The following is a 22,852-nucleotide window of genomic DNA, read 5'->3' as shown; positions in this document are numbered from 1 at the left end:
TTTATCGTTTGAGCAGTTTCTGAAAAATTTCTTACGGAATGCTGAATATATGAGCGATTAATACCGCGAACGTTAAAACGCACAGCGGAAAATGCTGGGGTTATCTATAAGCAACGCGAAAAAAGATTTAACTATATATAAAAAATACAATGGAATATGTCACAGAAACGTTAATGGGCAGGGGGAAATAAGGTGAGGGGAAAACCGTAACCCGGATAAGGCGTAGCCCGGGTAAGCGTGAGCGCACCCGGGATTCCCGGATGCGGCGTTGCCTTATCCGGGCTACGTATACTCATCCTCACAAACTCCGGAAAGCAAAAAGCCAGCCCGAAGGCTGGCTTTTCTAAATTGGTCGGTGCCAGATGATTACTCGCCACTGCGTGGCTCGCCCTGCGGGCCGTTGCTGGCGCAACGTTCTCTCGCTTCGCTCGAGTCGAACCTCCACCCCCGGAGGTTCTCATCCTCGTTGGCACAGATGCAAAAAAGCCTGCTCATTGAGCAGGCTTTTCGAATTTGGTCGGTGATAGAGGATTCGAACCTCCGACCCCTTCGTCCCGAACGAAGTGCGCTACCAGGCTGCGCCAATCACCGAATGCGGGGCGCATCTTACTGCCACACACCCCTACCGTCAATCCTTTAATGTAAAAAAGCCGCCTGACTGGCGATAAAGCCGCCAGTCCTTACTTCGCCGCGTCCGTCGGCAGATGACACCAGTTGTTATTTTCGTTAATCCCGCCGTTTGGCGAGGTATAACCCAGGCAGCCCATGATGGTGTCGTACAGCTCAACGTGGCGGCGGGGCACTTTCATCGCCGCCTGCTGCTTGAGATGGGCGAACATCTTCGCTTTATCCGGGTTTTGCAGATACTTATCCGACATCCATACCATCATCGGTACCCGGAACTGCTCTGGCGGCGCCATCTTGCGCGGCGTGCCGTGCAGGTGCTCCTTCTCATTAATCGACTCGCCGTGATCCGCCGCGTAGAAGACAATCGCCTTCTTATCGCGCAGCTTATCAATCACCGTATCGATAAAGTGATCCACGTAGGTGACCGAGTTGTCGTAAGAGTTGATCAGCTCCTGCTTGCTGCATTTGCTGTCCACGCCAACGCACTCCGGCTTCCACTGCGCAAAGCTGCGCGGATAACGCTGGGTGTAGTTAAAGTGCGAGCCTTTGGTATGCAGCACAATTAAATGCTTGCCCTGCGTATTGTTATCCAGCGAGCGCTGCATCTCCTGAATCAGCAACATGTCGTCGACATTTTTTGCCCCGGTTGCGCGGCTCGGCGCCGATCTGCTCGCGGTAGGCGATGTTGTCCGCCATGGTGTTGCTGTAAAACCACATCTCGCTCTGCATCGCGTAGAGATCGGACGAGAAGCCCAGCTGCTTAAGCACCGCAAAGACGTTCTGCTCTTTCAGCGTGCGCTGCGGGTTATCATCCGCCCCGCCCTCGCGCACAAACATACAGCGCAGCGAAAGCTTGGTGGCGGTGTCGCAGGAGTAACCGCGGAAGGCGACCAGGTTTTTCTCCTGTGCCAGCTTCGGCGTGGTATTACGGGAATAGCCCAGCATTCCCATATGGTCCCAGCGCGTGGTTTCGCCAATGATAAACACCACATAGGTGTCGTCGATATCCTTTGGCGCAACGTAATTAAATTTTGTGGCCGGGTTAATCAACGATTTGTAGTCCGTTGACTCATCCACCTGCGCCCAGGCATACAGCCCCAGCGCGGAGAGCCAGTTAGAGGGGAGATAGGAGTTGGCTACCACGCCGCCATAGCTGGGCATATCGACGCCGGAACTGCGCTCCACCTCTTTTTGTTGCAGATCGAGCAGACGAATCGGCCCCCACACCATCAAAGCGGCTACCATCACCAGCGCCAGGCTACGCCACCGCTGCCCGCGGGTACGCAGCTGGCGCAGCAGGGTATAACGGCAGCGGTTATTCCAGATAGAGAGCAGCGGCACAATGCTGACAATCGCCACCCAGGCGATAAGCTGCCAGCCCACCACCTCTTTGGAGAGATCGATATCGGTCGTCATCACAGAGGCGATAATCCCGTAACCAATCACCACATTAAGGAAGGTCATGTAATAGCTGGCGGCGGCGGAAAAGAGCACCACCAGCGATGCCAGCACGCGCCAGGCGCGACGACCAAACAGCGAGAGCATACGAAGTAAAAAGAAAGTCACCAGCACCGTGGCAACCAGTTCAACAACCGCAGAGAGTCCTTTCCAGACGGTGAAGGCTTGCGCATAACCGTCAAACCGACGGTAAAAAACTGCGCTATTCATAAATAAGCCGATATATAACGCCAGCAGAAAACTTAATCTCTGCTGCGTCATCGCTTTGATATAACTCATGCAAGCAACCCTGGAAAAAGGGAAATTAACGCTGCCCGACGCTGGTCATCAGCATCCGATGGGCAATAAACGCGGGGGAAGTTAGTTCAGGAACTTCTTAAGCGCGGATAAGTAGACCACAGGCGGGGGGAAAAGTGTCTACAGGGAATGTGATCCGGCCATATATTTACAAAAATATATGGCCGTCTATTTGGCATTAATTCAGGAAATGTCTACTGCCTTGTCACGACGCCTCAGGCGTGGACTGGCTCGTAAGCGTGACGCTGCGGCTGGCGGATCGTGGTCGACAGGGCCAGCGACAGGATCAGCAGGGCGAAAATCACGCAGAAGGTGACATAGAAACCGCCGAACAGCGACGCGATAATCGAACCGCAGATGCTGCCGATACCAAACCCTAAGTAAATCACACCGTAGTTTTTCGCCAGGTTATTAAGACCAAAGAATTCGCTTACCAGCGACGGGAAGACGGTAATCGTGCCGCCGAAGTTAAAGGCTACACAGGCGATAGCGGCGAAGAAACTCATCGCGTTCAGCGGCGCGAAGAGCAGCGCGGCCATACCCACCAGCGAAATCACCTGGCCTATCGTGATCACGCGGATACGGGCAATCTTATCGGACAAGATCCCCAGCACCAGGCGGCCTGACAGGTTGGCGATGGAGATTACCGTGACCGCATTAGCGGCGGTAGCGACATCCAGATGCACCATTCCCTGGGCAATATCTTTCGCCACGCCAATCACATACAGACCGCTCATGCAGGCGGTGAGGAACATGACCGCCAGCATCCAGTACTGCGGTTTACGCATAGACTGCGCAAGGGTGAAGTCGTTTTCCACCACGCCGTTTACCACGCTCGCCTTCTGTTCTGGCGCATCGGTCATCAGCAGCGAACCGCAGACAATCATCACCAGTACAATCGCGCCCCAGATAACAAAGGTCTGTTCCAGACCCACGGAAGCAAGGAGCTGGCTGTCGATAAACTTAAAGCCAAGGCTGCCCAGGCCATAAGCGCCGATAGAGAAGGCGGAAATAAGCCCCTTACGCTCCGGGAACCATTTTACGCAGTTAGAGAGGGTTAACAGGTAGCCTGCGCCATCGGCCAGACCCACCAGCACCCCGGCGCTCAGCCACAGCATCATCAGGTTATTTGAGTGGGCGGTGAGGAAAAAGCCGACGCCCAGCATAATGCCGGAGGCCATGGTGACGCGTTTTACGCCAAAACGTTCCTGCAATTTGCCCGCGACGGAAGAAGAGAGCGCCAGCCCAAGGCTTAACAGACCAAAAGAGAAGGCCACCTGGCTTACCGGCTCATCGAGCTTATCCGCCAGGGCGCTGTTAAACAGGCTCCAGGTATAGACCGATCCTAACGCGAACTGCGTAATGATGGTGCCCAAAAGGGTCAACCAGCGAGTGCGGTGAGAGAATGATGTTGTCATAGCAGTTGTCCTGCGGAGAAAGTTAAGGAATTCACTGCTGACAACGATAGCGAAGCGCATTTCACGCCAGGGTTAAAAAGGCATGAAATGCAGCGGAGAAGGAATGAAATGCATTGAAACCGGAATGAATGGCAGCGCGAAAAAAGAAGGTGCGAAAAATCATTAAGTTAGTGAGCGCATACTATCAACGTAGAGTGCGTCATTATTGTTTCCGCAATGTAAAAACTTTGTATTTAATACGCATCAAAAGCGGGCGCTGACCCCCATGCTATAGAGGTAATTTTGCCCGGTCATCCAGTTTTCCGACTGCGAAAACGACGCGTAAGCCGCCAGATGCGGATTGAGCAGCATATCCGCGCCGAGGGTCACATCCAGCCAGTTGCCATACTGATTGGCAGCCGAAAGGCGGTTCAGCCCGGACTGGCTTTTCCAGACGTTCTCGCCAAACTGCTGGTTGTAGCTGATTTGCGCCCAGGGCCGCACGTCGCCCAGCCGGCTATCCACGCGCCAGCCGAGCGAACTGACGCTGGCATGCCAGAGCGGGTCGTCATAGGGCTGCGCGGTGACGCTATCGCCGAATTCGTTATACATAGAGGTGGTGGAACCATCGTAATGCCAGACGGCCACCGGCCCGGTCATGACATTGCCGGGCAGAGGAATATTCCAGCCGATACTCATGGTGCTCACGGCATCCAGCGGCGTATCGTCAGGTAAATTAAACGCCACGCCGGGGGCGCTTTGCGAGGAGCGAATCCGCTCTGCCAGAATATCGTTATAGTCTGGCTGGTGATCGCTGTCCCATGTATAGCGCTCAGCCATATTATTTTGCGGGTCGGCCGCGATATATTCTTGCTGCCAGGCGAATGCTGGGGAAGTGAAAAGCAGACAAACAGGCACTGCCATCAGCAAACGGCCACTGTATGTTATTTTCATTAATGCGACTCCGGAAAAGAGCCGAATCCGGCATATTTGTTATCGTTGTTGTTGAGGATCTGACCGGGGCAGGTTTACATCGCTAAACTCAGTGCTGTTTACGGTAGAGGGCATATCAATCCCGCAACCTGACGGAAAAATCCCTTTATTAACTATTGTCTTTTTAGCAGGCACGTCAAGCCGGGCCTGCATTTTATTTTTTAAAAATCAGCAACGGAGAAAGGATATGCAGCGTTGTGGTTGGGTAACACAGGACCCCCTTTATCTGGATTATCACGATAACGAGTGGGGTATCCCACAAACGGACCGTAAAAAACTCTTCGAGATGATCTGCCTGGAGGGACAGCAGGCCGGTTTATCGTGGATTACCGTCCTGAAAAAACGCGAGAACTACCGCCGCTGCTTCCATGATTTCGACCCGGAAAAAGTGGCGGCGATGGGGCCGGAGGACGTTGAGCGGCTGGTGCTGGATGCCGGTATCATTCGCCACCGGGGTAAAATCGAGGCGATCATCAACAATGCCCGCGCCTTGCTGGCTATGGAGCAGAACGGCGAGCCCTTCGCCGAGTTTATCTGGTCTTTTACTGACCATACGCCGCAGGTGACCCAGGCGGCGACGCTTGCCGGGATCCCGGCTTCGACGCCCGTTTCCTACGCGCTGTCAAAGGCGCTGAAAAAGCGCGGCTTTAAATTTGTCGGCACAACTATCTGTTATGCATTTATGCAGGCCTGCGGTCTGGTTAATGACCATCTTACGGGCTGTTTTTGTCATCCCGGAGGGCAGCATGATCGTCGAGTGGAACAGTAAAGAGACGGCCCCCCTGCTCAGCCTGTGGCTGGAGAGCACCATTTACGCTCATCCCTTTATCAGCGAAAGCTACTGGCGGGAGAGCGAGCCGCTGGTGCGTGATGTCTACCTCCCCTCCGCCCGCACCTGGGTACTGGAGGAAAACGGCGTGCCGCAGGGTTTTATCAGCGTGCTGGAGATGCAGTTTATCGGCGCGCTTTTTGTGCGTCCTGACGCGCTGGGCCAGGGAAAAGGCAAAGCGCTGCTTGACCATGTCAAACAGCGCTATAGCGCCTTAAGTCTGGAGGTGTACCAGAAGAACGAACGGGCGGTGAGTTTCTATCACGCTCAGGGCTTTCGCATAGAGGACAGCGCCTGGCAGGATGAAACGCAACACCCGACGTGGATCATGAGCTGGCAGGCGGATCAAACGCCGTCAGCGTAAGGGCCGGGCCGATATACTTTTCCACCCACGCCAGCGCGGTGTTTCCGGCGCAGCCGTTGCCCAGCCGTGAACTGGGCAGGTCTTTTGTCAGCACGTTGACGGCGCCGTTTTTGCAAATCCCCCCGGCGGCAGGGTCGAGATCCGGCCAGCCGCCTTCGTGAATGCAGATAACGCCAGGGCGAATGCCATCGGTAACCACAGCCCCTGCCAGCACCTGCCCGCGCTGGTTCCATACCCGCACCAGATCGCCGTCGGCGATACCGCGCGCGCTGGCGTCCTGCGGATGCAGGGTAACAGGTTCACGTCCGGCCACCGCATACTGTTCCCGCAGCGCGGAGTAGTTTAGCTGGCTGTGCAGACGATGCGCCGGATGGGCGGAGAGTACCTGCAACTGCTCCGCTTCGGCGTTGCCGTGCCACTCGTCTGGCGCAAGCCACATAGGGTGCGGCGGGCAATCGGCGTAGCCGAAGCTGGCGATGCGACGGGAGTAAATCTCAATCCTGCCGCTGTCGGTTTTCAGCGGAAAGGCCTGCGGGTCGCGGCGAAAGTCAGCGAAGCGGACAAAACGGGCATTCTCTTCGCTTTCCGGCATTTCAATCAGTTCGTTAGCCTCCCAGAACTGGGCAAACGGCGGCAGCGTCACCTGCTGGCTCGCCCCGCGCTGCTGGGCAATCTGATAGAAGGTCTCCAGCCACTGCAGGTCGCTTTTGCCTTCGGTAAAACGCGCCCGGCCTCCCGTCTCCCAGCGCTCGCTAAGCTCCGCAAACACCTCGAAATCATCTCGCGCCTCATCGCGTGGCGGCACCACGCGTTTCATCGGCACCAGATGCTGGTTGCTGTAGTCGCCGGTCATGGTTAAATCGTTGCGCTCAAAGGATGTGGTGGCGGGCAGCACAATATCCGCGTGTTTCGCCGCCGCCGTCCAGAAGCATTCGGAAATCACAATCAGCTCTGGCTTTTGCCAGGCGCGGATCAGGCGGTTGGTGTCCTGATGATGGGTGAAATTCGCGCCGCCGGCCCACCAGATAAAGCGGATATCCGGGAAGTGCCGGTCCATACCGTTGTGCTGGTAAAACGCGCCGGGGTTTTCCAGCGCCTCAACGATGCGCGCCACGGGAATTTTTTCCACCGCGTCCACGCCATCCTTTACCGAACCCTGCATGGACGCCAGCACCGCCGCGCGTCGCGTAGGGTTGCCGCCGTTGGCAAAGTGATAGGAAAGTCCAAAGCCGCCGCCGGGGGTGCCGATCTGGCCGAGCATGGCGGCAAGCGTCACCAGCATCCAGTGCTTCTGCTCGCCGAACTGCTGGCGCTGCATCCCCCAGCCGGACATCAACATGGTGGTATTTTCATGAAAAAGTTGCGCCAGTTCGCGGATTTTCGCCGCACTTACGCCGCAAATTTCGGCTGCCCATTCAGCAGTTTTCGCCACGCCGTCGCTTTCCCCCGTCAGGTAAGCGGCGAAGTGCTCATACCCTTCGGTGCAGCGGCTCAGGAAGTCGTCGTCCTGCCAGCCATTTTCCACCAGGGTGTGGGCAATGCCGAGCATCATTGCCACGTCAGTGCCCATATGCGGGGCGATCCACTCCATGCTATCGCCGAAAAACGCTACCGTCTCCGATCGCATCGGATCGATGCAGATCAGCTTTTTCCCGCTTTTACGCAGCGCGTCAAACCAGCCGATACCCTGCTCGTCCGACGCGTTCCAGGCAATTTTCAGCGTGTTAAGCGGGTTGGCGCTCCACAGCACCACCACATCGGTGTGTTCCAGCACCATCGGCCAGCTGGTCTGCTGCTGATACACCTCATTGCCGCCCACCACATACGGCATGATCGCCTGCGCCGCGCCGGTAGAGTAATCCCCCAGATGGCCGGTATAGCCGCCCGCCAGGCTCATATAACGCTGGAGCAGGGTGGCCGCCTTATGCAGCACCCCATTCGAGCGCCAGCCGTAAGAACCGGCAAAAATCGACGCCGGGCCATGCTGCTCGCGGATCCGTTTATGCTGCTGGTGAATTAAGGCCAGCGCTTCATCCCAGCTTACGCGTACAAATTCATCCTGCCCGCGCACGCCCTGCGGGCTGTCTGGCGAAGCGAGAAACCCTTTACGCACCATCGGAAAGCGCACGCGGGTGTTGCTGTGCACCTGGTCGCGCACTACCGTTTGCAGGGAATTGGGCTGGGCGGTGGGTAGCGCGCCCCGTGATGAGAGCACCGTCTCACCATCGGTTTCGACTAACATCGGCCCCCAGTGGGCGGCCGTAAGAACTGTTTTAATTTCCGGAGTGGTCAACGCGTGCTCCTGATGCTTGCAGGTGATGTGGCAGTCTGTCGGGTACTGCCTTATGAACTGGCTCTATCATCCACACGCCGTGCCAGTTGGCAAAGAATTAATCGGCATGAGAAACGCTCGCGGCGGGATAAGGCCTTTTCCCTCTTGCCTGCGCGGATTTTCGCGCTATGGTGTGGGCACACAGTAACCGCGAGGGAAGCCGGTATGGCGAAAACAACGCGCCCGACGATCAGTGATGTGGCAAAGGCGGCAAAAACGGGCAAAACCAGCATTTCACGCTATCTGAACGGCGAGAAACACCTGCTGTCGGAGGCGCTGCTGGCGCGTATTGAACAGGCCATCGCCGAACTCGACTATCGTCCCAGCCTGATGGCGCGCGGGCTCAAACGTGGCCGCACCCGGCTTATCGGCCTGATTATTGCCGATATTACCAACCCCTACTCCGTACATGTACTGAGCGGCATTGAGGCCGCCTGCCGGGAAAAAGGCTTCACCCCGCTGGTCTGCAACACCAATAACGAGATAGATCAGGAGCTGCACTATCTGGATTTACTGCGCAGTTACCAGGTGGAGGGCATTGTGGTGAATGCGGTCGGCATGCGTGAAGAGGGGCTGAACCGCCTGCAGCAGTCGTCCCTGCCAATGGTGCTGATTGACCGCAAAATTCCCGACTTTGCCTGCGATGTCGTCGGGCTCGACAATGTTCAGGCCGCCACTACCGCCACTGAACACCTGATTGAACAGGGCTTTGAAGCGCTGCTGTTCCTCAGCGAACCGCTGGGAACGGTGAATACCCGTCGGGAGCGGCTGGAAGCCTTTCGCACCACGCTTGCCCGCTATCCCGGCGCGGTGGCGGAGAACGCCGAAACGCCGCTTCAAGAAGCAGACCAGATTGATAACGTCTTGCGCCAGTTCCATTCCCGCCATCGGGGCATGCGTAAGGCGGTGATCTCGGCTAACGGCGCGCTCACGCTACAGGTTGCCCGCTCGCTGCGGCGCATTGGCCTGCACTGGGGCAGCGATATCGGCCTGCTCGGCTTTGACGAACTTGAATGGGCCGAACTGGCGGGCGTTGGCATCACCACGTTGAAACAGCCCACCTGGCAGATTGGCTATGCCGCGATCGAACAGGTTGTGCAACGCATTGAAGGCACCCGGGATACGGTGCGCGAACGGCTTTTCTCCGGCGAACTAATTGTTCGCGGCTCTACCGCCCGATAATTAACCTTCGTGATGCCGATCATAAATTCAGCACGCTGAGCTTCTCTTTGGAACCGGTTCCATCTAGCGTTAAAGGCAATCAAACAGTCTTTACCCGAGGGGAACCGGAAGATGAAACGTAAAATCATCGTTGTCACCGCCGCCTATGGCAGCACCCAGGTCGCCGCGATGGGCGGGCAGCTTGCCACGCTGCCGCTGATTGCCGACGCGGGCGCGGACGGCGTTGAAATACGCCGTGAACTTCTCAGCCCTGAGGAGCGCCGCCACCTCTCTTCACTGGCTTTCGCCATTGAGGCCCATGAGTTGCAGGCCTGCTACTCCGCGCCGGAACCCTTATGCATGGAAGACGGCACGCTGAACCCCAGTCTCCCCGCCCTGCTGGAAGAAGCCACGACCCTTAAGTCCCTGTGGCTGAAAGTCTCGCTGGGTCACTATCAGCAGCCGGGCGCGCTGGAGACGCTGCGTCGCTGGCTTGCTGACAGCGGCATGGCGCTGGTGGTGGAAAACGATCAGACCGAATGTGGAAAGCTTGCGCCGATGCGCCGTTTTCAGGCCGACTGCGAAGCGTTACGCCTGCCCGTTACCCTCACCTTCGATGCCGGCAACTGGCTGTGGGTTGGCGACTCGCCGGAAGAGGCCGCCCGCCATCTGGCGTCGGCGGTGAGCTATATTCATGTGAAGGCCGCCGCGCCCCACGGCGACAGTTTCCGCGCCGTTGCGCCGGATCATGCCGATGAACGCTGGCTGGCATTGCTCGATATGCTGCCAGCCGATGCCCCCCGCGGTATCGAATTCCCCCTTGAAGGTGCCGACCTCACCGCCGTCACCCGTCACTACGTTAATTTGTTACGTGAGGAGTAACGCCATGCAGAACCGGCTTGATGTCATCACTATCGGCGAAGCGATGGCCATGTTTGTCGCCACCGAAACCGGCGATCTGGCCGATGCGGAACAGTTTGTGAAGCGCGTTGCGGGCGCGGAACTGAACGTTGCCACCGGACTGGCGCGCCTCGGCATGAAAGTTTGCTGGGTCAGCCGGGTAGGCGACGACAGTTTTGGCCGCTTCGTGCTGAACTCGCTGAAAAAAGAGCGCATCGACGCGGGCTGCGTCACTATTGATGGCCGTTACGCTACCGGCTTTCAGCTGAAATCGAAAGCCGACGATGGAACCGATCCCATTGTGGAATATTTTCGTAAAGGATCGGCTGCCAGCCACCTCTCGCCGGAAGATTTTAACGCCGCGGCCTTTAATCAGGCGCGCCATTTGCACCTGAGCGGCGTCGCCGCCGCACTCTCCCCCACCTCGTATGCGCTACTGGAACATGCGGCAAAGGTGATGAAAGCCCAGGATAAGACTATCTCCTTCGACCCGAATCTGCGGCCGGTGCTGTGGAAAAGCGAAGCGGAGATGGTGGAAAAACTTAACCGCCTCGCCTTCCAGGCTGACTGGGTTTTGCCAGGGTTAAAAGAGGGGACGATCCTCACCGGCGAAACAACGCCCGAGGGCATTGCCGATTTTTACCTGCAGCGCGGCGTCAAAGCGGTGGTGATTAAAACCGGTGCCGACGGCGCGTGGTTTAAAACCGCCAGCGGCGAACAGGGCGCGGTAGCGGCAATAAAAGTTGAAAACGTGGTGGATACCGTCGGTGCCGGCGATGGCTTTGCCGTTGGCGTCATCAGCGCCCTGCTGGAGGGCAAAACGCTGCCGCAGGCCGTCGCGCGCGGCAATAAAATCGGCTCGCTGGCGATCCAGGTACTGGGTGACAGTGAAGGTCTGCCAACGCGCGAGGAGCTGGGCGAGTAGCCCTCTTCCCCCAACATAGTCATCTTCAGCCGCTCTGTGCCCTACACGCAGGCGGCCTAAACCTCAACCATAGAGGCAACCTTATGAAAACCTCGACGAACGCAGCAAAACGCTGGCTCTATATTATGCCGATTGTGTTTATCACTTACAGTCTGGCTTACCTCGATCGGGCAAACTTTAGTTTTGCTTCCGCTGCGGGTATCAATGAGGACCTGGGCATCACCAAAGGCGTCTCCTCCCTGCTCGGCGCCCTCTTCTTCCTTGGCTATTTCTTCTTCCAGATCCCCGGCGCGGTGTACGCAGAACGCCGCAGCGTGCGGAAACTGATTTTTATCTGCCTTATTCTGTGGGGCGCCTGCGCCTCGCTGACCGGGGTGGTTAACAACATTCCGATGCTTGCCGCCATTCGCTTTATTCTTGGCGTGGTGGAAGCCGCAGTTATGCCTGCGATGCTAATTTATATCAGTAACTGGTTTACCAAATCGGAACGCTCCCGCGCTAACACCTTCCTTATATTGGGTAACCCGGTGACGGTGCTGTGGATGTCGGTGGTTTCAGGCTATCTGATTCAGGCGCTGGGCTGGCGTGAAATGTTCATCATTGAAGGCGTGCCCGCGGTTATCTGGGCCTTCGCCTGGTGGATGCTGGTCCGGGACAAACCGACGCAGGTTGGCTGGTTATCAGCAGATGAAAAGACCGCGTTACAGGCGCAGCTGGACCAGGAGCAGCAGGGGATTAAAGCGGTGCGTAACTACGGTGAAGCCTTCCGCTCGCGCAACGTGATTCTGCTTTGCCTGCAATATTTCGCCTGGAGCATTGGGGTGTATGGTTTTGTACTGTGGCTGCCATCGATTATCCGCAGCGGCGGCGCCAACCTTGGCATGGTAGAAGTGGGCTGGCTCTCTTCCGTACCCTATCTGGCGGCGACCATCGCCATGATCCTCGCCTCCTGGGCGTCGGATAAACTGCAAAACCGTAAGCTGTTCGTCTGGCCGCTGCTGCTGATTGCCGCATTTGCCTTTATCGGCTCATGGGCAGTAGGGGCGAACCACTTCTGGGCTTCTTACACACTGCTGGTTATCGCAGGCGCCGCGATGTATGCGCCGTATGGTCCCTTCTTCGCCATTATTCCCGAAATGCTGCCGCGTAATGTCGCGGGCGGCGCGATGGCGCTGATTAACAGTATGGGCGCGCTCGGCTCGTTCTTTGGTTCGTGGTTTGTGGGCTACCTGAACGGCGCAACCGGCAGCCCGGCGGCATCGTACATATTTATGGGGGTAGCGCTTTTTGTCTCTGTGTGGCTTACTTTGATTGTTAAACCAACCCCTGCTAACAATAAAACGTATCCGACAGGCGCACGTCACGTCTGAAATCTAACGAGGGAGACCCCATGAAGCCGTCCATCATCCTGTATAAAGCACTGCCTGATGACCTGAAACAACGCCTGGAGGCCCATTTCACCGTTACGCAGGTGGCAAACCTGCATCCGGAAACGGTGGAGCAACATGCCGAGGCGTTTGCCAGTGCAGAGGGCCTGCTGGGTTCCAGTGAAAAGGTGGATGCCTCACTGCTGGAGAAGATGCCGAAGCTGCGCGCCACGTCCACTATCTCGGTGGGTTACGACAACTTTGATGTCGATGCGCTGAATGACAGGAAAATCCTGCTGATGCACACCCCTACCGTGCTGACGGAAACCGTCGCCGATACGATCATGGCGCTGGTGCTGAGCACCGCTCGCCGGGTGGTAGAGGTCGCCGAGCGGGTGAAAAAAGGCGAATGGACGAGCAGCATTGGCCCGGACTGGTTCGGCGTGGATGTGCATCATAAAACGCTGGGTATCGTCGGGATGGGCCGCATCGGGCTTGCGCTGGCGCAGCGCGCCCACTGTGGCTTTAACATGCCGATTCTGTATAACGCGCGTCGCCAGCATACCGAGGCGGAGACCCGTTTCCAGGCACGTTATTGCGATCTCAATACCCTGCTAAAAGAGGCGGATTATGTCTGTCTGGTGCTGCCCTATACCGACGAGACGCATCATCTGATTAACGCTGAGAAGTTCGCCCTGATGAAGTCGTCCGCCATTTTCATTAACGCGGGCCGCGGCCCGGTCGTCGATGAAAACGCGCTTATCGAGGCGCTGAAAAGCGGTGAGATTCATGCCGCCGGGCTGGATGTTTTTGAGCAGGAACCGCTGCCAAAAGAGTCGCCGCTGTTGACGTTACCCAACGTGGTGGCGCTCCCCCATATTGGCTCTGCAACGCATGAAACGCGTTACGGCATGGCGGCCTGCGCGGTGGATAACCTGATTGACGCCTTAAACGATAAGGTGGAGAAAAACTGTGTGAACCCGCAGGTTCGTCAATAACGCAAAAACCCGCCGAAAGGCGGGTTTTTTAATTCAGGGCGAGCAGAACTTACAGGCTGGTAACGTTCGCTGCTGCCGGGCCTTTAGCGCCGCTTTCGATAGTGAAAGAGACTTTCTGGCCTTCGTCGAGAGATTTGTAGCCATCGTTCTGGATAGCAGAGAAGTGTACGAACACGTCTTTAGAGCCATCGTCAGGAGTGATGAAACCGAAACCTTTGTCAGCGTTGAACCATTTTACTAAACCAGTCATTTTGTTAGACATAGATATTACCTTTTAAAAAATTATTGAGCCTTCCGGCGCGATGGTATGCGTTACAGATTTTTTAAGCGATGAAGGAAGGGTCACTACGTAGGATATTTAGATAATACCTGAGGACTACTTGACTAAACTGCTTTAGGTCTGTGTAACAAACCGACGAGGTGTATTAACACATACTTGCGGCCCCAAGCACAAGCTTTATTTTCACCTTTCAGAAAAAAACCCCGCTTTAGTGCGGGGTTGGTCACATTTACTGGGTGGCGTTAACCGCCGCGCTCCAGGCCTGCGTAAACGCCTGATGCTGCGACGCCAGCGGGCCAATAAGCGTGTTGTACTCGCTCGCCTGTTGGGAGGTCGGGAATTGAATACCGTTAGCGACAAAGCTCACCTGAGTGCCCTGCTGCGCGATAAAGTCCCCCACCTGCACAAGCTGCTGGGTGAATGTCTGTGCCGCCGGGATAAGCGGCTGCAACGCATTCGCCGGGTTAGTCACCACTTTCGAATAGACCTGGTCGAAGACCGGCTTCAGATCTTCCGCCTGTTTTAATGCGGAATGCGAAGCATCGGCCTGCATTTTCGCATTCTGCAACTGCTGGCTTAACACTCCCAGCGACCCGTTAGCCTGACGGAGCGGCTCGCGCTGCGTCATATAATCCTGCGGAACGCGAATGGCATTAACGCTATCCACGACCGGACGCAGACCGGAATCCATCGCCTGATTCACCTGCTGGGAATAGCTGTAGAGGATCGCATAATCAGAAACAAACGGGCCGAACTGTTTCTTCTGGTCAGCCGTCAACGCGGGCAGACGCTCACTGCTACGCATTGCTGTATTTTGCAGGAAATCGATAAACGCCTTGCGCTGATCGCCCTCTTTATCAAAACACCCACTCAGGCCAACTACCATCAACAGCGCCATAAGAGGCGCAAACCAGCGAGAGCAGGACTTTCCTGTCGCCATTTTATTACTCCTTTCAACCAAAAAAGCGCACACCGACACACGCGTGTCTGACGCTGACAAGAATAGTCCAGGTCGGCTTCGCAGGATACCCTTTTCCATGCTTTCTTGACCCTGGCGCGGGGGAGAAACGGTGAAGCCCAGCCAGGGGTTTTCGTCATGCCATTTTTTGCTAACTATTTACAAAAAAATACGCTGAAAACCCACCTGTTGATGAATCAATCAATTACCTTCATCGAAACGTTTAAATGTGCATTCTGAAAGCATTAAAAGGCCATTTGCATGAAATATATCGTTTCTGTGAGCTACCACACGGGATTTTTGCGACTACTCTTACTGTTGCTGAATTATGAATCCGCTGTGTGTGATTTACGAGGAGTTCTCAATGGAGTATCAAGATCCGATGTTTGAGCTGCTGAGCAGTCTGGAACAGATCGTTTTTAAAGATGTTACACAGACGGCTGCCCTGACACAAAAGCCTAACTCTTTCAATGAGTTTGAACAATTACGCAGAGGCACCGGGTTAAAAATAGATGACTTCGCTCGCGCGATGGGCGTTAGCGTTGCTATGGTAAAAGAGTGGGAATCGAAGCGTATTCGCCCTTCCGCTACCGAAATGAAGTTAATGCGCCTTATCCATGCCAACCCGAAGCTGAGCAAGCAGCTAATGGATTAAGCGTTTAAGCGTTAAGTAAGCCTCTGATGCCCAACCCCCGCCATGACGGGGGTTTATGTTTTCTGGGGCATGCTAAATTATTTTATCGCCTCTGCTTTTTTCTTATTAATGGTAAAGCGAATAAAAATGGGTGCATGAGAATGCTCAACGCCAATAAGGCGGGGATGACTCCCCGCCAGACACTCTTACTTTTCGTTGCTGCAAGCCAGTATTGCCGCCAGTTCTGTTGCTCCCTGCTTAATATGCAGCTCGCATAAAGAATCTCTTACCATTAAGGTAAATAATAAAATAGTGACACATACCACTATTAAAGTACTTAACAACGGTTTTTGCGGCATTCCCGGCCTCCAGTATTGCTTTTCAACAAGTAAGAGGCTACCTTTATGTTGTCTAGCATAGAGGGGCCTCACTTTGATTTATAGTCAGGTGGGGCTTTTCTCTGTCTGTCATTCGGTGAATACCTGAGACAGATAGTCTCAAGCACCCGCAGCTATTCTAACGCAAATAACCTGTCGAACGCTGTTAACGCATTCCTAAAAAATTTCCCGCCAATGAATAATATAGAATAACGTATTCGCAGAATAATTATTAATGAAACAAATAACAGCATCCGTTAATAATAAAAAACCCGCCCGGAGGCAGGTTTTTTATTTAATGGCGAACGGTTATTGCAGCAGGGAAATATCCGCTACCTGCAAGAACAGCTCACGCAGTTTGGACAGCAGCGTCAGACGGTTGATGCGCACATCTTTATCTTCCGCATTGACCATCACGTTCTCAAAGAACGCATCCACCGGCTGGCGCAGGGAAGCCAGCTCAATCAGCGCCTCCTGATAGCGGCCTTCGGCGAAATAGGGCTGCAATTTGTCGCGCAGCACTACCAGGTCTCGGGCCAGCGCCATTTCCGCCGCCTCTTTCAATACAGACGCGTGAACGATGTCATTCAGCGTTTCATCCGACTTCGCCAGAATATTGGAGACGCGCTTGTTTGCCGTCGCCAGTGCGGATGCCGCTTCCAGGGTGCGGAAGTGCGATACCGCCTTCATACGGGCATCAAAGTCAGCCGGACGGGTCGGACGACGCGCCAGCACCGCCTGAATGGTGTCAACGGTATAGCCTTCATCCTGATACCAGGCGCGGAAGCGGCCAAGCATAAAGTCGATAACATCATCCACGACGTTGGCGTTGGTCAGCTTGTCGCCGTACAGACGCGCCGCCTCTTCGGTCAGCGTCTGCAGATCCAGATTCAGGTTCTTCTCGACGATGATACGCAGCACGCCCAGCGCGGCGCGGCGCAGCGCGAACGGGTCTTTGTCGCCTTTCGGGTGCTGGCCAATGCCGAAGATACCCGCGAGAGTGTCCATCTTGTCGGCAATCGCCACCGCGCAGGCGACCGGGTTAGAGGGCAGCGCGTCACCCGCAAAGCGCGGCTGGTACTGCTCGTTCAGCGCAACGGCTACATCTTCCGCTTCGCCGTCATGGCGCGCGTAGTGCATCCCCATCACGCCCTGGGTGTCGGTGAACTCGAAGACCATGTTGGTCATCAGATCGCACTTGGAGAGCAGGCCCGCGCGGGTCGCGTGGTTCACATCTGCGCCAATCTGCCCGGCAATCCAGCCAGCCAGCGCCTGAATGCGGTCGGTTTTATCACGCAGCGTGCCCAGCTGCTGTTGGAACAGCACGGTTTGCAGGCGCGGCAGGTGGTCTTCCAGACGCTTTTTACGGTCAGTATTAAAGAAGAACTCTGCATCCGCCAGACGCGGACGAACCACCTTCTCGTTGCCGGAGATGATCTGCTGCGGGTCTTTGGATTCAATGTTAGCCACGAAGATGAAGTTCGGCAGCAGTTTGCCGTCGGCCGCGTAAACCGGGAAATATTTCTGGTCGCCTTTCATGGTGTAGACCAGCGCCTCAGCCGGAACGGCGAGGAATTTCTCTTCGAATTTCGCCGTCAGCACCACTGGCCATTCCACCAGCGAGGCCACTTCTTCCAGCAGGCTTTCGCTCAGATCGGCATTGCCGCCAATTTTACGCGCCGCCTCTTCTGCATCGGCTTTGATTTTCGCTTTACGCGCTTCGTAGTCGGCGATGACTTTACCGCGCTCCAGCAGAATGTGCGGATACTGGTCGGCATTGTCGATAGTGAACTCCGGCTCGCCCATAAAGCGATGACCGCGAATCACGCGATCGGACTGAATACCCAGAATAGTGGCCGGAATGACTTTATCGCCCAGCAGCAGCGTGACGGTATGAACCGGACGCACGAAATGCACGTCAGACGCGCCCCAGCGCATCAGTTTCGGGATCGGCAGCTTCGCCAGTGAAGTGGCAATCATGTTCGGCAGCAGCGCTTCAGCACTTTCGCCTTTCACATGGGCGCGATAGAGCAGCCATTCGCCTTTATCGGTGGTCAGACGCTCGGCCTGATCAACGGTGATGCCGCAGCCGCGCGCCCAGCCCTCAGCCGCTTTGCTGGGTTTGCCTTCGGCGTCAAATGCCTGGGCTACGGCCGGGCCGCGTTTTTCGACTTCACGATCCGGCTGAGACTCCGCCAGATTCGCCACTTTCAGCGCCAGACGGCGCGGGGCGGCAAACCACTCTACGTTGCCGTGCGCGAGGCCAGCGTTGTCCAGCTCCGCGGTAAAATTCGCAGCAAAGGATTCAGCCAGGCTGCGCAGTGCTTTTGGTGGCAGCTCTTCGGTGCCGATCTCCACCAGGAAAGTTTTCTCAGACATGGCCGCCTCTTATTTCGTTCTGTTGCACATCGGGAAGCCAAGGGCTTCACGGGAAGCGTAGTAAGCTTCTGCTACCGCTTTGGTCAGGGTGCGAATGCGCAGAATGTAGCGCTGACGCTCGGTGACGGAGATGGCTTTACGCGCATCCAGCAGGTTGAAGCTGTGGGCGGCTTTCAGAATACGCTCGTAAGCGGGCAGCGGCAGCGGGTTCTCCAGCGCCAGCAGCTGCTGGGCCTCCTTCTCGTACTGCTCGAAGCAGGTGAAGAGGAAATCCACGTCCGCGTATTCGAAGTTGTAGGTGGATTGCTCCACTTCGTTCTGATGGAAGACGTCGCCATAGGTGGTTTTACCCAGCGGGCCATCGCTCCAGACCAGATCGTAAACGCTGTCCACGCCCTGGATGTACATCGCCAGACGCTCCAGGCCGTAGGTGATCTCACCGGTGACCGGCTTGCACTCCAGGCCGCCGACCTGCTGGAAGTAGGTGAACTGCGTCACTTCCATGCCGTTCAGCCACACTTCCCAACCCAGACCCCAGGCGCCCAGCGTCGGGTTTTCCCAGTTGTCTTCGACGAAACGAATATCGTGAATAGTCGGGTCCATACCCAGCTCTTTCAGCGACCCGAGATACAGCTCCTGAATGTTGTCGGGTGATGGCTTAATCACCACCTGGAACTGGTAATAATGCTGTAAACGGTTGGGGTTTTCGCCATAGCGCCCGTCGGTAGGACGACGAGAAGGCTGAACATAGGCGGATGCCATTGGCTCCGGCCCCAGTGCGCGCAGACAGGTCATCGGGTGAGAGGTGCCCGCGCCGACTTCCATGTCCAGTGGTTGAACAATGGTGCAGCCCTGGCGAGCCCAGTAATCCTGTAAGGTCAGGATCAGGCCCTGAAAGGTCCTGGTATCAAACTTTTGCATAGTATTTCGTGCTGGATACGTGTGGATTTAAAGGAAGCGACCAGTATACCCGCTGGCTGCAAGATATACAGTACGAAACGGCGCTGTTTAAGGAAAATTGAAGAACTAGCGCATCGACAGGTGTAAAAACCGGCCTTCCGTGTCGAAAGTGCAGACAAACGCTTCCTTTCGGGGAGTAAAGCCACGCATCTCGTAGCTGCTCTGAAACTGTTCAAACCCGATGACGGCGATTTGCCGGGTGTCGGTATTGTAGCGCCGGGCGGCATTTTGTCGGCAGAGCTGCTCCATCGAAAGAGAATGCGCCGGGCCAACCTTTCCTTTCTGCGCCTGTTGCGCCGGGCTATCCGACGGAGTGCTACAACCGGACAGTAACAACAGCATCAGAGCCGACGCACTTGCTTTCATCATTTTTTACCACCTGGCCAGACCGCTGTTATTTTTAAGAAGAGAGGGCGTAAATTCTGCAAATCCCGCGCGGGCCAGACAAGCACGAAGGGGAAAACTCGGAATTTTCCCGGGAAAAAATGGAACAATAGCCAGTCAGAGGATATTTAACAGGAAAATGAGGAACTGATGCCGTCGAAAATTCACTGGATAGATAACCTGCGAGGGATCGCCTGTTTAATGGTGGTAATGATCCATACCACAACCTGGTATATCACTAACGCCGCCAGCGTCACGACCTTCGACTGGGATGTCGCCAATATCCTTAACTCGGCCTCACGGGTCAGCGTACCGCTGTTTTTTATGATTTCGGGGTATCTCTTCTTTGGCGAACGTAGCGCGCAGCCGCGCCATTTTTTGCGTATCGGGCTGTGTCTGGTTTTCTACAGCGTCGTTGCGCTGCTGTACATCGCCTTCTTCACCTCTATAAACAGCGAATTATCGATAAAAAACCTGTTACAGAAGCCCGTGTTCTATCACCTGTGGTTTTTCTTCGCCATTATTGTCATTTATCTGGTATCGCCACTGATTCAGGTAAAACAGATCGGCGGCAAGATGTTGCTGGCATTAATTATCGTGATTGGCATTATCGCCAACCCGAATACCGTCTCGCAAAAAGCGGGCGGCGTGGAGTGGCTGCCGGTAAACCTCTATATTAATGGCGATACCTTTTACTATGTCCTTTATGGCCTGCTTGGCCGGGCGCTGGGCATGCTTGATACGCAAAAAAAATATCTGTCGTTAATAAGCGGAGCGCTGTTTGCGCTGGCGGTTTTTGCTATATCCCGCGGCACCCTGCATGAACTGAGATGGCGAGGCAATTTCGCCGACACCTGGTATTTATATTGCGGGCCGCTGGTCTTTCTCTGCGCCGTATCGCTTCTGACGCTAGTAAAAAACACGCTTAACCAGCGTGCTCTGCCGGGACTGGGGCTTATTTCACGCCATTCGCTGGCGATTTATGGTTTTCACGCGTTGATTATTCACGCGCTACGGACGCGCGGCATTGAAATAAAAAGCTGGCCGATACTGGATATCGTATGGATATTTTCCGCTACGCTGGCGGGGAGCCTGATATTGTCGATGCTGCTGCAACGCATTGATACCCGGCGTTATGTGAGTTAAAAAACGGGCCCGATAGCTATCGGGCCCGTTTATTATTCCTGCATATCGTTGACGTGCTGTACCGGCTCCGGCTCAGGCTCTGTCATTACCCAGCCGTCGCGGACGTTTTTCTGCACCGCGACGACGCCAAACAGGCTGAGAAAGAACGCAAGGCCATAGAAGCCCTTTTCACTGAGCAGCAGGGTGGCATTCCACAACCCGACCAGCAATAAACCGACTGCGATGATAAATGCGACCAGGCACATCATGTAATAGATAGACGTTGTGGGAATGCCTTCGTATTTATCACGTACTGTCTTCTGATAAGAGGCGGCGGCAAACAGCCCCAGCACCAGTACGGCGAAATAGTACCCGCGTTCATTGAGTTCCATCTGCGCGTTCCACAGCCCGACCAGATAGGCGATAACGCCGCCCATGAGAGCTATCCACGAAACGATGTTAAAAGCGGGAGAAAAGTGTGCTGCGTTTTTATCCATAAAAACAACCCTCCATTGAATTGGTCCGACCATCTTAAACGTTCGAACGTAAAGAAATAGACGGTGGAATACTTTTCAGAATTTGTCTGCGGATATATTAGAGAAAGGGTTACGCCACGCGATGCCGCGCCCGATGAAGCTGCCGCGGTGAGGAAAACCCGGCCGCCAGCGCTGCCTGCTCGACGCCGCGCCCCTGCAACAGGCACTGCTCGGCAATTGCCAGCCGCAGCTGCTCAAGGTAATCGCGCACGCTAATACCTAAATGCTGCTGAAAGAGGCGTGTCAGATGACGCGAGCTGACATGAACGCGCCCGGCGATCTCTGCGAGTTGCCAGGGCTTCTGCGGCTCCGCGGTGAGCAGATCCTGGGCGCGATGCACCGCCGGATGCAGATGGTTGCGGTAACGCAGCCAGGGGGATAGCTGCGGATCGTCGCCGGAGCGGCGAAACCAGACCACCATCTCCCGCGCCACCGCCAGCGCCGTTGCCGGTCCACAGAGACGATGAATAAGGTGCAGCGCCAGGTCGATGCCCGAGGTGATGCCCGCGCTGGTCCAGATGCCCCGGTCTTCAATAAAAATGCGGTTTTCCTTCACCAGCGCCGTGGGCGCTGCCGCTCGCAGACGGGCAATGACATCGTGGTGCGTGGTGCACTGGATGCCTCCCAGCAGCCCGGCTTTCGCTGCCAGCATGGAGCCGGAGCAGACACACATCAGCGCAATCTTTTGGCTGTGAATAGCAGGCTGCAGGCGCATCAGCCAGCGGCGCGCCTTCTCCGCCTGCGGGGTGGCATAATAATGGGCGGAATCACACACGCCGGGCAGCACCAGCAGGCTGCCCTCCGGCAGCGTTTCGGGCAACGGAAGAATGTTGCCCATCGTCAGGCCGATTGAAACCGGCACCTCAGCGTCTGGCCCGATGTAATGCAGGCGAAAAGCGTCTCCCGCCAGCGCGAAGGTCTCTGCCGGGCCGGTCATATCCAGCGCCAGCACCCCCGGCAACATCACAAACCAGACATCTGTTGTCATAACGATTCCAGCGTTTCACTCACGGTTTTTAAGGTAGCGAAGCGGCCTGCAAGCACCGTTTCCGTACGATGGCGCAACGCGTCGCAATCCAGCGTAACGCCTTTGTGCGTCATCGGGAAGGTTAATGTCGCCTCGCTGACAAACGTCACCCTGTAGCCGAGGTCAGAGGCCACCCGCGCGGTGGTTTCGCAGCACTGTTCGGTGCGAATACCGCAGATGATCAGATGGTTAATATCCTGCCCGCGCAGCCAGCGATCCAGCCCGGTGTCGGTAAAGGCGTTGTGTACGTGCTTATAGAACACGGCAGCGGGCTGATGCGCCAGGAAAGGCATCGGCGCGACATAGCCACTGGCCAGCGAGAAGGGGCCGCTCTCCACTACGTGAAAGATGTCCACGACCGGCACCTGACGCGCCGCGCAGCCGTTGATGAGCGTTGTCATGGCCTGACGAAAAGCCGGGAAATCATCTTCCTGCCAGTACTCACGATGGAAGAATGACAGCTGTGTGTCGATATTAAGAAGCGCGGTACGAGACATTTCAGGACTCCTTGCACAGTGGGTGTATTGCTATTCTGGCAAGGTGC

General features: G+C 55.8%; 21 protein-coding genes, 1 tRNA gene, 1 other RNA gene and 1 pseudogene. 9 read left to right on the top strand and 15 right to left on the bottom strand.

Annotated features, from left to right (window positions below; translation table 11 throughout):
• Positions 1–349: 349 nt before the first annotated feature.
• The 5 genes and pseudogenes from ENTHG_RS24445 to ENTHG_RS18595 all read right to left on the bottom strand — a co-directional run bounded on the left by ENTHG_RS24445 (position 350) and on the right by ENTHG_RS18595 (position 4,733).
• Positions 350–484: non-coding RNA, RtT sRNA (locus ENTHG_RS24445), on the bottom strand.
• A 30-nt stretch (positions 485–514) separates the two neighbouring features.
• Positions 515–591 (bottom strand) — tRNA-Pro (locus tag ENTHG_RS18610).
• 89 nt (positions 592–680) lie between these two features.
• Positions 681–2,346, bottom strand: a pseudogene (gene eptB, locus ENTHG_RS18605) (kdo(2)-lipid A phosphoethanolamine 7''-transferase).
• Between the two features lie 251 nt (positions 2,347–2,597).
• Complete coding sequence (locus tag ENTHG_RS18600) at positions 2,598–3,800, bottom strand: L-lactate MFS transporter (RefSeq protein WP_044183245.1); 1,203 nt, start codon at positions 3,798–3,800, stop codon at positions 2,598–2,600.
• A 243-nt stretch (positions 3,801–4,043) separates the two neighbouring features.
• Positions 4,044–4,733 carry an autotransporter domain-containing protein gene (locus ENTHG_RS18595; RefSeq protein ID WP_044183241.1) on the bottom strand — a complete coding sequence of 230 codons (690 nt, stop codon included), beginning with the start codon at positions 4,731–4,733 and terminating at the stop codon, positions 4,044–4,046.
• Between the two features lie 226 nt (positions 4,734–4,959).
• Here ENTHG_RS18595 and tag point away from each other — a divergent pair, with 226 nt between their 5' ends.
• The gene (gene tag, locus ENTHG_RS18590) at positions 4,960–5,541 is read left to right on the top strand and encodes a DNA-3-methyladenine glycosylase I (protein WP_044183237.1); all 582 of its coding nucleotides are present in this window, start codon (positions 4,960–4,962) and stop codon (positions 5,539–5,541) included.
• Positions 5,519–5,965, top strand: a complete 447-nt coding sequence (locus ENTHG_RS18585; protein WP_044183234.1) for an N-acetyltransferase — start codon at positions 5,519–5,521, stop codon at positions 5,963–5,965. The genes tag and ENTHG_RS18585 overlap by 23 nt, the downstream gene beginning before the upstream one ends.
• Here ENTHG_RS18585 and ENTHG_RS18580 read toward each other — a convergent pair.
• Complete coding sequence (locus tag ENTHG_RS18580; RefSeq protein WP_106403326.1) at positions 5,928–8,258, bottom strand: molybdopterin guanine dinucleotide-containing S/N-oxide reductase; 2,331 nt, start codon at positions 8,256–8,258, stop codon at positions 5,928–5,930. The two genes, ENTHG_RS18585 and ENTHG_RS18580, sit on opposite strands and share 38 nt — an antisense overlap.
• Positions 8,259–8,462: 204 nt before the next feature.
• Between ENTHG_RS18580 and ENTHG_RS18575 the strand changes: the two genes are divergently transcribed.
• From ENTHG_RS18575 to ghrB, 5 genes are all read left to right on the top strand, one after another.
• The gene (locus ENTHG_RS18575) at positions 8,463–9,479 is read left to right on the top strand and encodes a LacI family DNA-binding transcriptional regulator (RefSeq protein WP_044183230.1); all 1,017 of its coding nucleotides are present in this window, start codon (positions 8,463–8,465) and stop codon (positions 9,477–9,479) included.
• Between the two features lie 111 nt (positions 9,480–9,590).
• Positions 9,591–10,340, top strand: a complete 750-nt coding sequence (locus ENTHG_RS18570) for a sugar phosphate isomerase/epimerase family protein (protein ID WP_044183227.1) — start codon at positions 9,591–9,593, stop codon at positions 10,338–10,340.
• A 4-nt stretch (positions 10,341–10,344) separates the two neighbouring features.
• Entirely contained in the window at positions 10,345–11,283 is a 939-nt protein-coding gene (locus ENTHG_RS18565; protein WP_044183224.1) for a sugar kinase, read from the top strand.
• Positions 11,284–11,366: 83 nt separating this feature from the next.
• A complete protein-coding gene (locus ENTHG_RS18560) occupies positions 11,367–12,653 on the top strand; it encodes an MFS transporter (RefSeq protein ID WP_044183221.1) in 1,287 nt (428 codons plus the stop codon).
• A 20-nt stretch (positions 12,654–12,673) separates the two neighbouring features.
• Positions 12,674–13,648 (top strand): glyoxylate/hydroxypyruvate reductase GhrB, encoded by a 975-nt coding sequence (gene ghrB / locus ENTHG_RS18555; RefSeq protein WP_044183218.1) that lies wholly within the window; start codon positions 12,674–12,676, stop codon positions 13,646–13,648.
• Positions 13,649–13,697: 49 nt separating this feature from the next.
• On the opposite strand, the gene cspE is transcribed toward ghrB, so the two are convergent.
• Positions 13,698–13,910, bottom strand: coding sequence for a transcription antiterminator/RNA stability regulator CspE (cspE, locus tag ENTHG_RS18550; protein WP_044183215.1), 213 nt, complete (start codon positions 13,908–13,910; stop codon positions 13,698–13,700).
• 247 nt (positions 13,911–14,157) lie between these two features.
• Positions 14,158–14,868, bottom strand: a complete 711-nt coding sequence (locus ENTHG_RS18545; RefSeq protein WP_044183212.1) for a DUF3053 domain-containing protein — start codon at positions 14,866–14,868, stop codon at positions 14,158–14,160.
• A gap of 382 nt (positions 14,869–15,250) precedes the next feature.
• Here ENTHG_RS18545 and ENTHG_RS18540 point away from each other — a divergent pair, with 382 nt between their 5' ends.
• On the top strand, positions 15,251–15,541 hold the full coding sequence (locus ENTHG_RS18540) for an HTH-type transcriptional regulator (RefSeq protein ID WP_044183209.1): 291 nt from the start codon (positions 15,251–15,253) through the stop codon (positions 15,539–15,541).
• 185 nt (positions 15,542–15,726) lie between these two features.
• Here ENTHG_RS18540 and ENTHG_RS18535 read toward each other — a convergent pair whose 3' ends face one another.
• The 4 genes from ENTHG_RS18535 to ENTHG_RS18520 all read right to left on the bottom strand — a co-directional run bounded on the left by ENTHG_RS18535 (position 15,727) and on the right by ENTHG_RS18520 (position 19,602).
• On the bottom strand, positions 15,727–15,879 hold the full coding sequence (locus tag ENTHG_RS18535; protein WP_044183206.1) for a Hok/Gef family protein: 153 nt from the start codon (positions 15,877–15,879) through the stop codon (positions 15,727–15,729).
• 327 nt (positions 15,880–16,206) lie between these two features.
• On the bottom strand, positions 16,207–18,276 hold the full coding sequence (glyS, locus tag ENTHG_RS18530; protein WP_044183203.1) for a glycine--tRNA ligase subunit beta: 2,070 nt from the start codon (positions 18,274–18,276) through the stop codon (positions 16,207–16,209).
• 9 nt (positions 18,277–18,285) lie between these two features.
• A complete protein-coding gene (glyQ, locus tag ENTHG_RS18525; RefSeq protein WP_044183200.1) occupies positions 18,286–19,197 on the bottom strand; it encodes a glycine--tRNA ligase subunit alpha in 912 nt (303 codons plus the stop codon).
• Between the two features lie 105 nt (positions 19,198–19,302).
• Entirely contained in the window at positions 19,303–19,602 is a 300-nt protein-coding gene (locus ENTHG_RS18520) for a YsaB family lipoprotein (RefSeq protein WP_425325305.1), read from the bottom strand.
• 168 nt (positions 19,603–19,770) lie between these two features.
• On the opposite strand from ENTHG_RS18520, the gene ENTHG_RS18515 reads away from it, so the two are divergent.
• On the top strand, positions 19,771–20,766 hold the full coding sequence (locus tag ENTHG_RS18515; protein WP_044183194.1) for an acyltransferase: 996 nt from the start codon (positions 19,771–19,773) through the stop codon (positions 20,764–20,766).
• Positions 20,767–20,798: 32 nt separating this feature from the next.
• Here ENTHG_RS18515 and yiaA read toward each other — a convergent pair whose 3' ends face one another.
• The 3 genes from yiaA to ENTHG_RS18500 form a co-directional block, all read right to left on the bottom strand.
• Positions 20,799–21,242: an inner membrane protein YiaA gene (gene yiaA / locus ENTHG_RS18510; protein WP_044183191.1), complete on the bottom strand. Its 444-nt coding sequence runs from the start codon at positions 21,240–21,242 to the stop codon at positions 20,799–20,801.
• 109 nt (positions 21,243–21,351) lie between these two features.
• Complete coding sequence (locus tag ENTHG_RS18505) at positions 21,352–22,269, bottom strand: GlxA family transcriptional regulator (RefSeq protein WP_044183188.1); 918 nt, start codon at positions 22,267–22,269, stop codon at positions 21,352–21,354.
• Entirely contained in the window at positions 22,266–22,805 is a 540-nt protein-coding gene (locus ENTHG_RS18500) for an isochorismatase family protein (RefSeq protein WP_044183185.1), read from the bottom strand. The genes ENTHG_RS18505 and ENTHG_RS18500 overlap by 4 nt, the downstream gene beginning before the upstream one ends.
• Positions 22,806–22,852 lie beyond the last annotated feature (47 nt).

Source organism: Phytobacter massiliensis JC163, assembly GCF_000321045.1.
GTDB classification, from domain to species: domain Bacteria; phylum Pseudomonadota; class Gammaproteobacteria; order Enterobacterales; family Enterobacteriaceae; genus Phytobacter_A; species Phytobacter_A massiliensis.
Note: the sequence above shows the minus strand (reverse complement) of the source record. Positions and strands in the feature narration are given on the sequence as shown.

What these genes read in the sequence shown, in the direction of transcription:
- ENTHG_RS18600 (WP_044183245.1), bottom strand. Translation starts at nt 3,800, where the DNA reads ATGACAACATCATTCTCTCACCGCACTCGCTGGTTGACCCTTTTGGGC.
- ENTHG_RS18595 (WP_044183241.1), bottom strand. Translation starts at nt 4,733, where the DNA reads ATGAAAATAACATACAGTGGCCGTTTGCTGATGGCAGTGCCTGTTTGT.
- tag (WP_044183237.1), top strand. Translation starts at nt 4,960, where the DNA reads ATGCAGCGTTGTGGTTGGGTAACACAGGACCCCCTTTATCTGGATTAT.
- ENTHG_RS18585 (WP_044183234.1), top strand. Translation starts at nt 5,519, where the DNA reads ATGATCGTCGAGTGGAACAGTAAAGAGACGGCCCCCCTGCTCAGCCTG.
- ENTHG_RS18575 (WP_044183230.1), top strand. Translation starts at nt 8,463, where the DNA reads ATGGCGAAAACAACGCGCCCGACGATCAGTGATGTGGCAAAGGCGGCA.
- ENTHG_RS18570 (WP_044183227.1), top strand. Translation starts at nt 9,591, where the DNA reads ATGAAACGTAAAATCATCGTTGTCACCGCCGCCTATGGCAGCACCCAG.
- ENTHG_RS18565 (WP_044183224.1), top strand. Translation starts at nt 10,345, where the DNA reads ATGCAGAACCGGCTTGATGTCATCACTATCGGCGAAGCGATGGCCATG.
- ENTHG_RS18560 (WP_044183221.1), top strand. Translation starts at nt 11,367, where the DNA reads ATGAAAACCTCGACGAACGCAGCAAAACGCTGGCTCTATATTATGCCG.
- ghrB (WP_044183218.1), top strand. Translation starts at nt 12,674, where the DNA reads ATGAAGCCGTCCATCATCCTGTATAAAGCACTGCCTGATGACCTGAAA.
- cspE (WP_044183215.1), bottom strand. Translation starts at nt 13,910, where the DNA reads ATGTCTAACAAAATGACTGGTTTAGTAAAATGGTTCAACGCTGACAAA.
- ENTHG_RS18545 (WP_044183212.1), bottom strand. Translation starts at nt 14,868, where the DNA reads ATGGCGACAGGAAAGTCCTGCTCTCGCTGGTTTGCGCCTCTTATGGCG.
- ENTHG_RS18540 (WP_044183209.1), top strand. Translation starts at nt 15,251, where the DNA reads ATGGAGTATCAAGATCCGATGTTTGAGCTGCTGAGCAGTCTGGAACAG.
- ENTHG_RS18535 (WP_044183206.1), bottom strand. Translation starts at nt 15,879, where the DNA reads ATGCCGCAAAAACCGTTGTTAAGTACTTTAATAGTGGTATGTGTCACT.
- glyS (WP_044183203.1), bottom strand. Translation starts at nt 18,276, where the DNA reads ATGTCTGAGAAAACTTTCCTGGTGGAGATCGGCACCGAAGAGCTGCCA.
- glyQ (WP_044183200.1), bottom strand. Translation starts at nt 19,197, where the DNA reads ATGCAAAAGTTTGATACCAGGACCTTTCAGGGCCTGATCCTGACCTTA.
- ENTHG_RS18520 (WP_425325305.1), bottom strand. Translation starts at nt 19,602, where the DNA reads ATGAAAGCAAGTGCGTCGGCTCTGATGCTGTTGTTACTGTCCGGTTGT.
- ENTHG_RS18515 (WP_044183194.1), top strand. Translation starts at nt 19,771, where the DNA reads ATGCCGTCGAAAATTCACTGGATAGATAACCTGCGAGGGATCGCCTGT.
- yiaA (WP_044183191.1), bottom strand. Translation starts at nt 21,242, where the DNA reads ATGGATAAAAACGCAGCACACTTTTCTCCCGCTTTTAACATCGTTTCG.
- ENTHG_RS18505 (WP_044183188.1), bottom strand. Translation starts at nt 22,269, where the DNA reads ATGACAACAGATGTCTGGTTTGTGATGTTGCCGGGGGTGCTGGCGCTG.
- ENTHG_RS18500 (WP_044183185.1), bottom strand. Translation starts at nt 22,805, where the DNA reads ATGTCTCGTACCGCGCTTCTTAATATCGACACACAGCTGTCATTCTTC.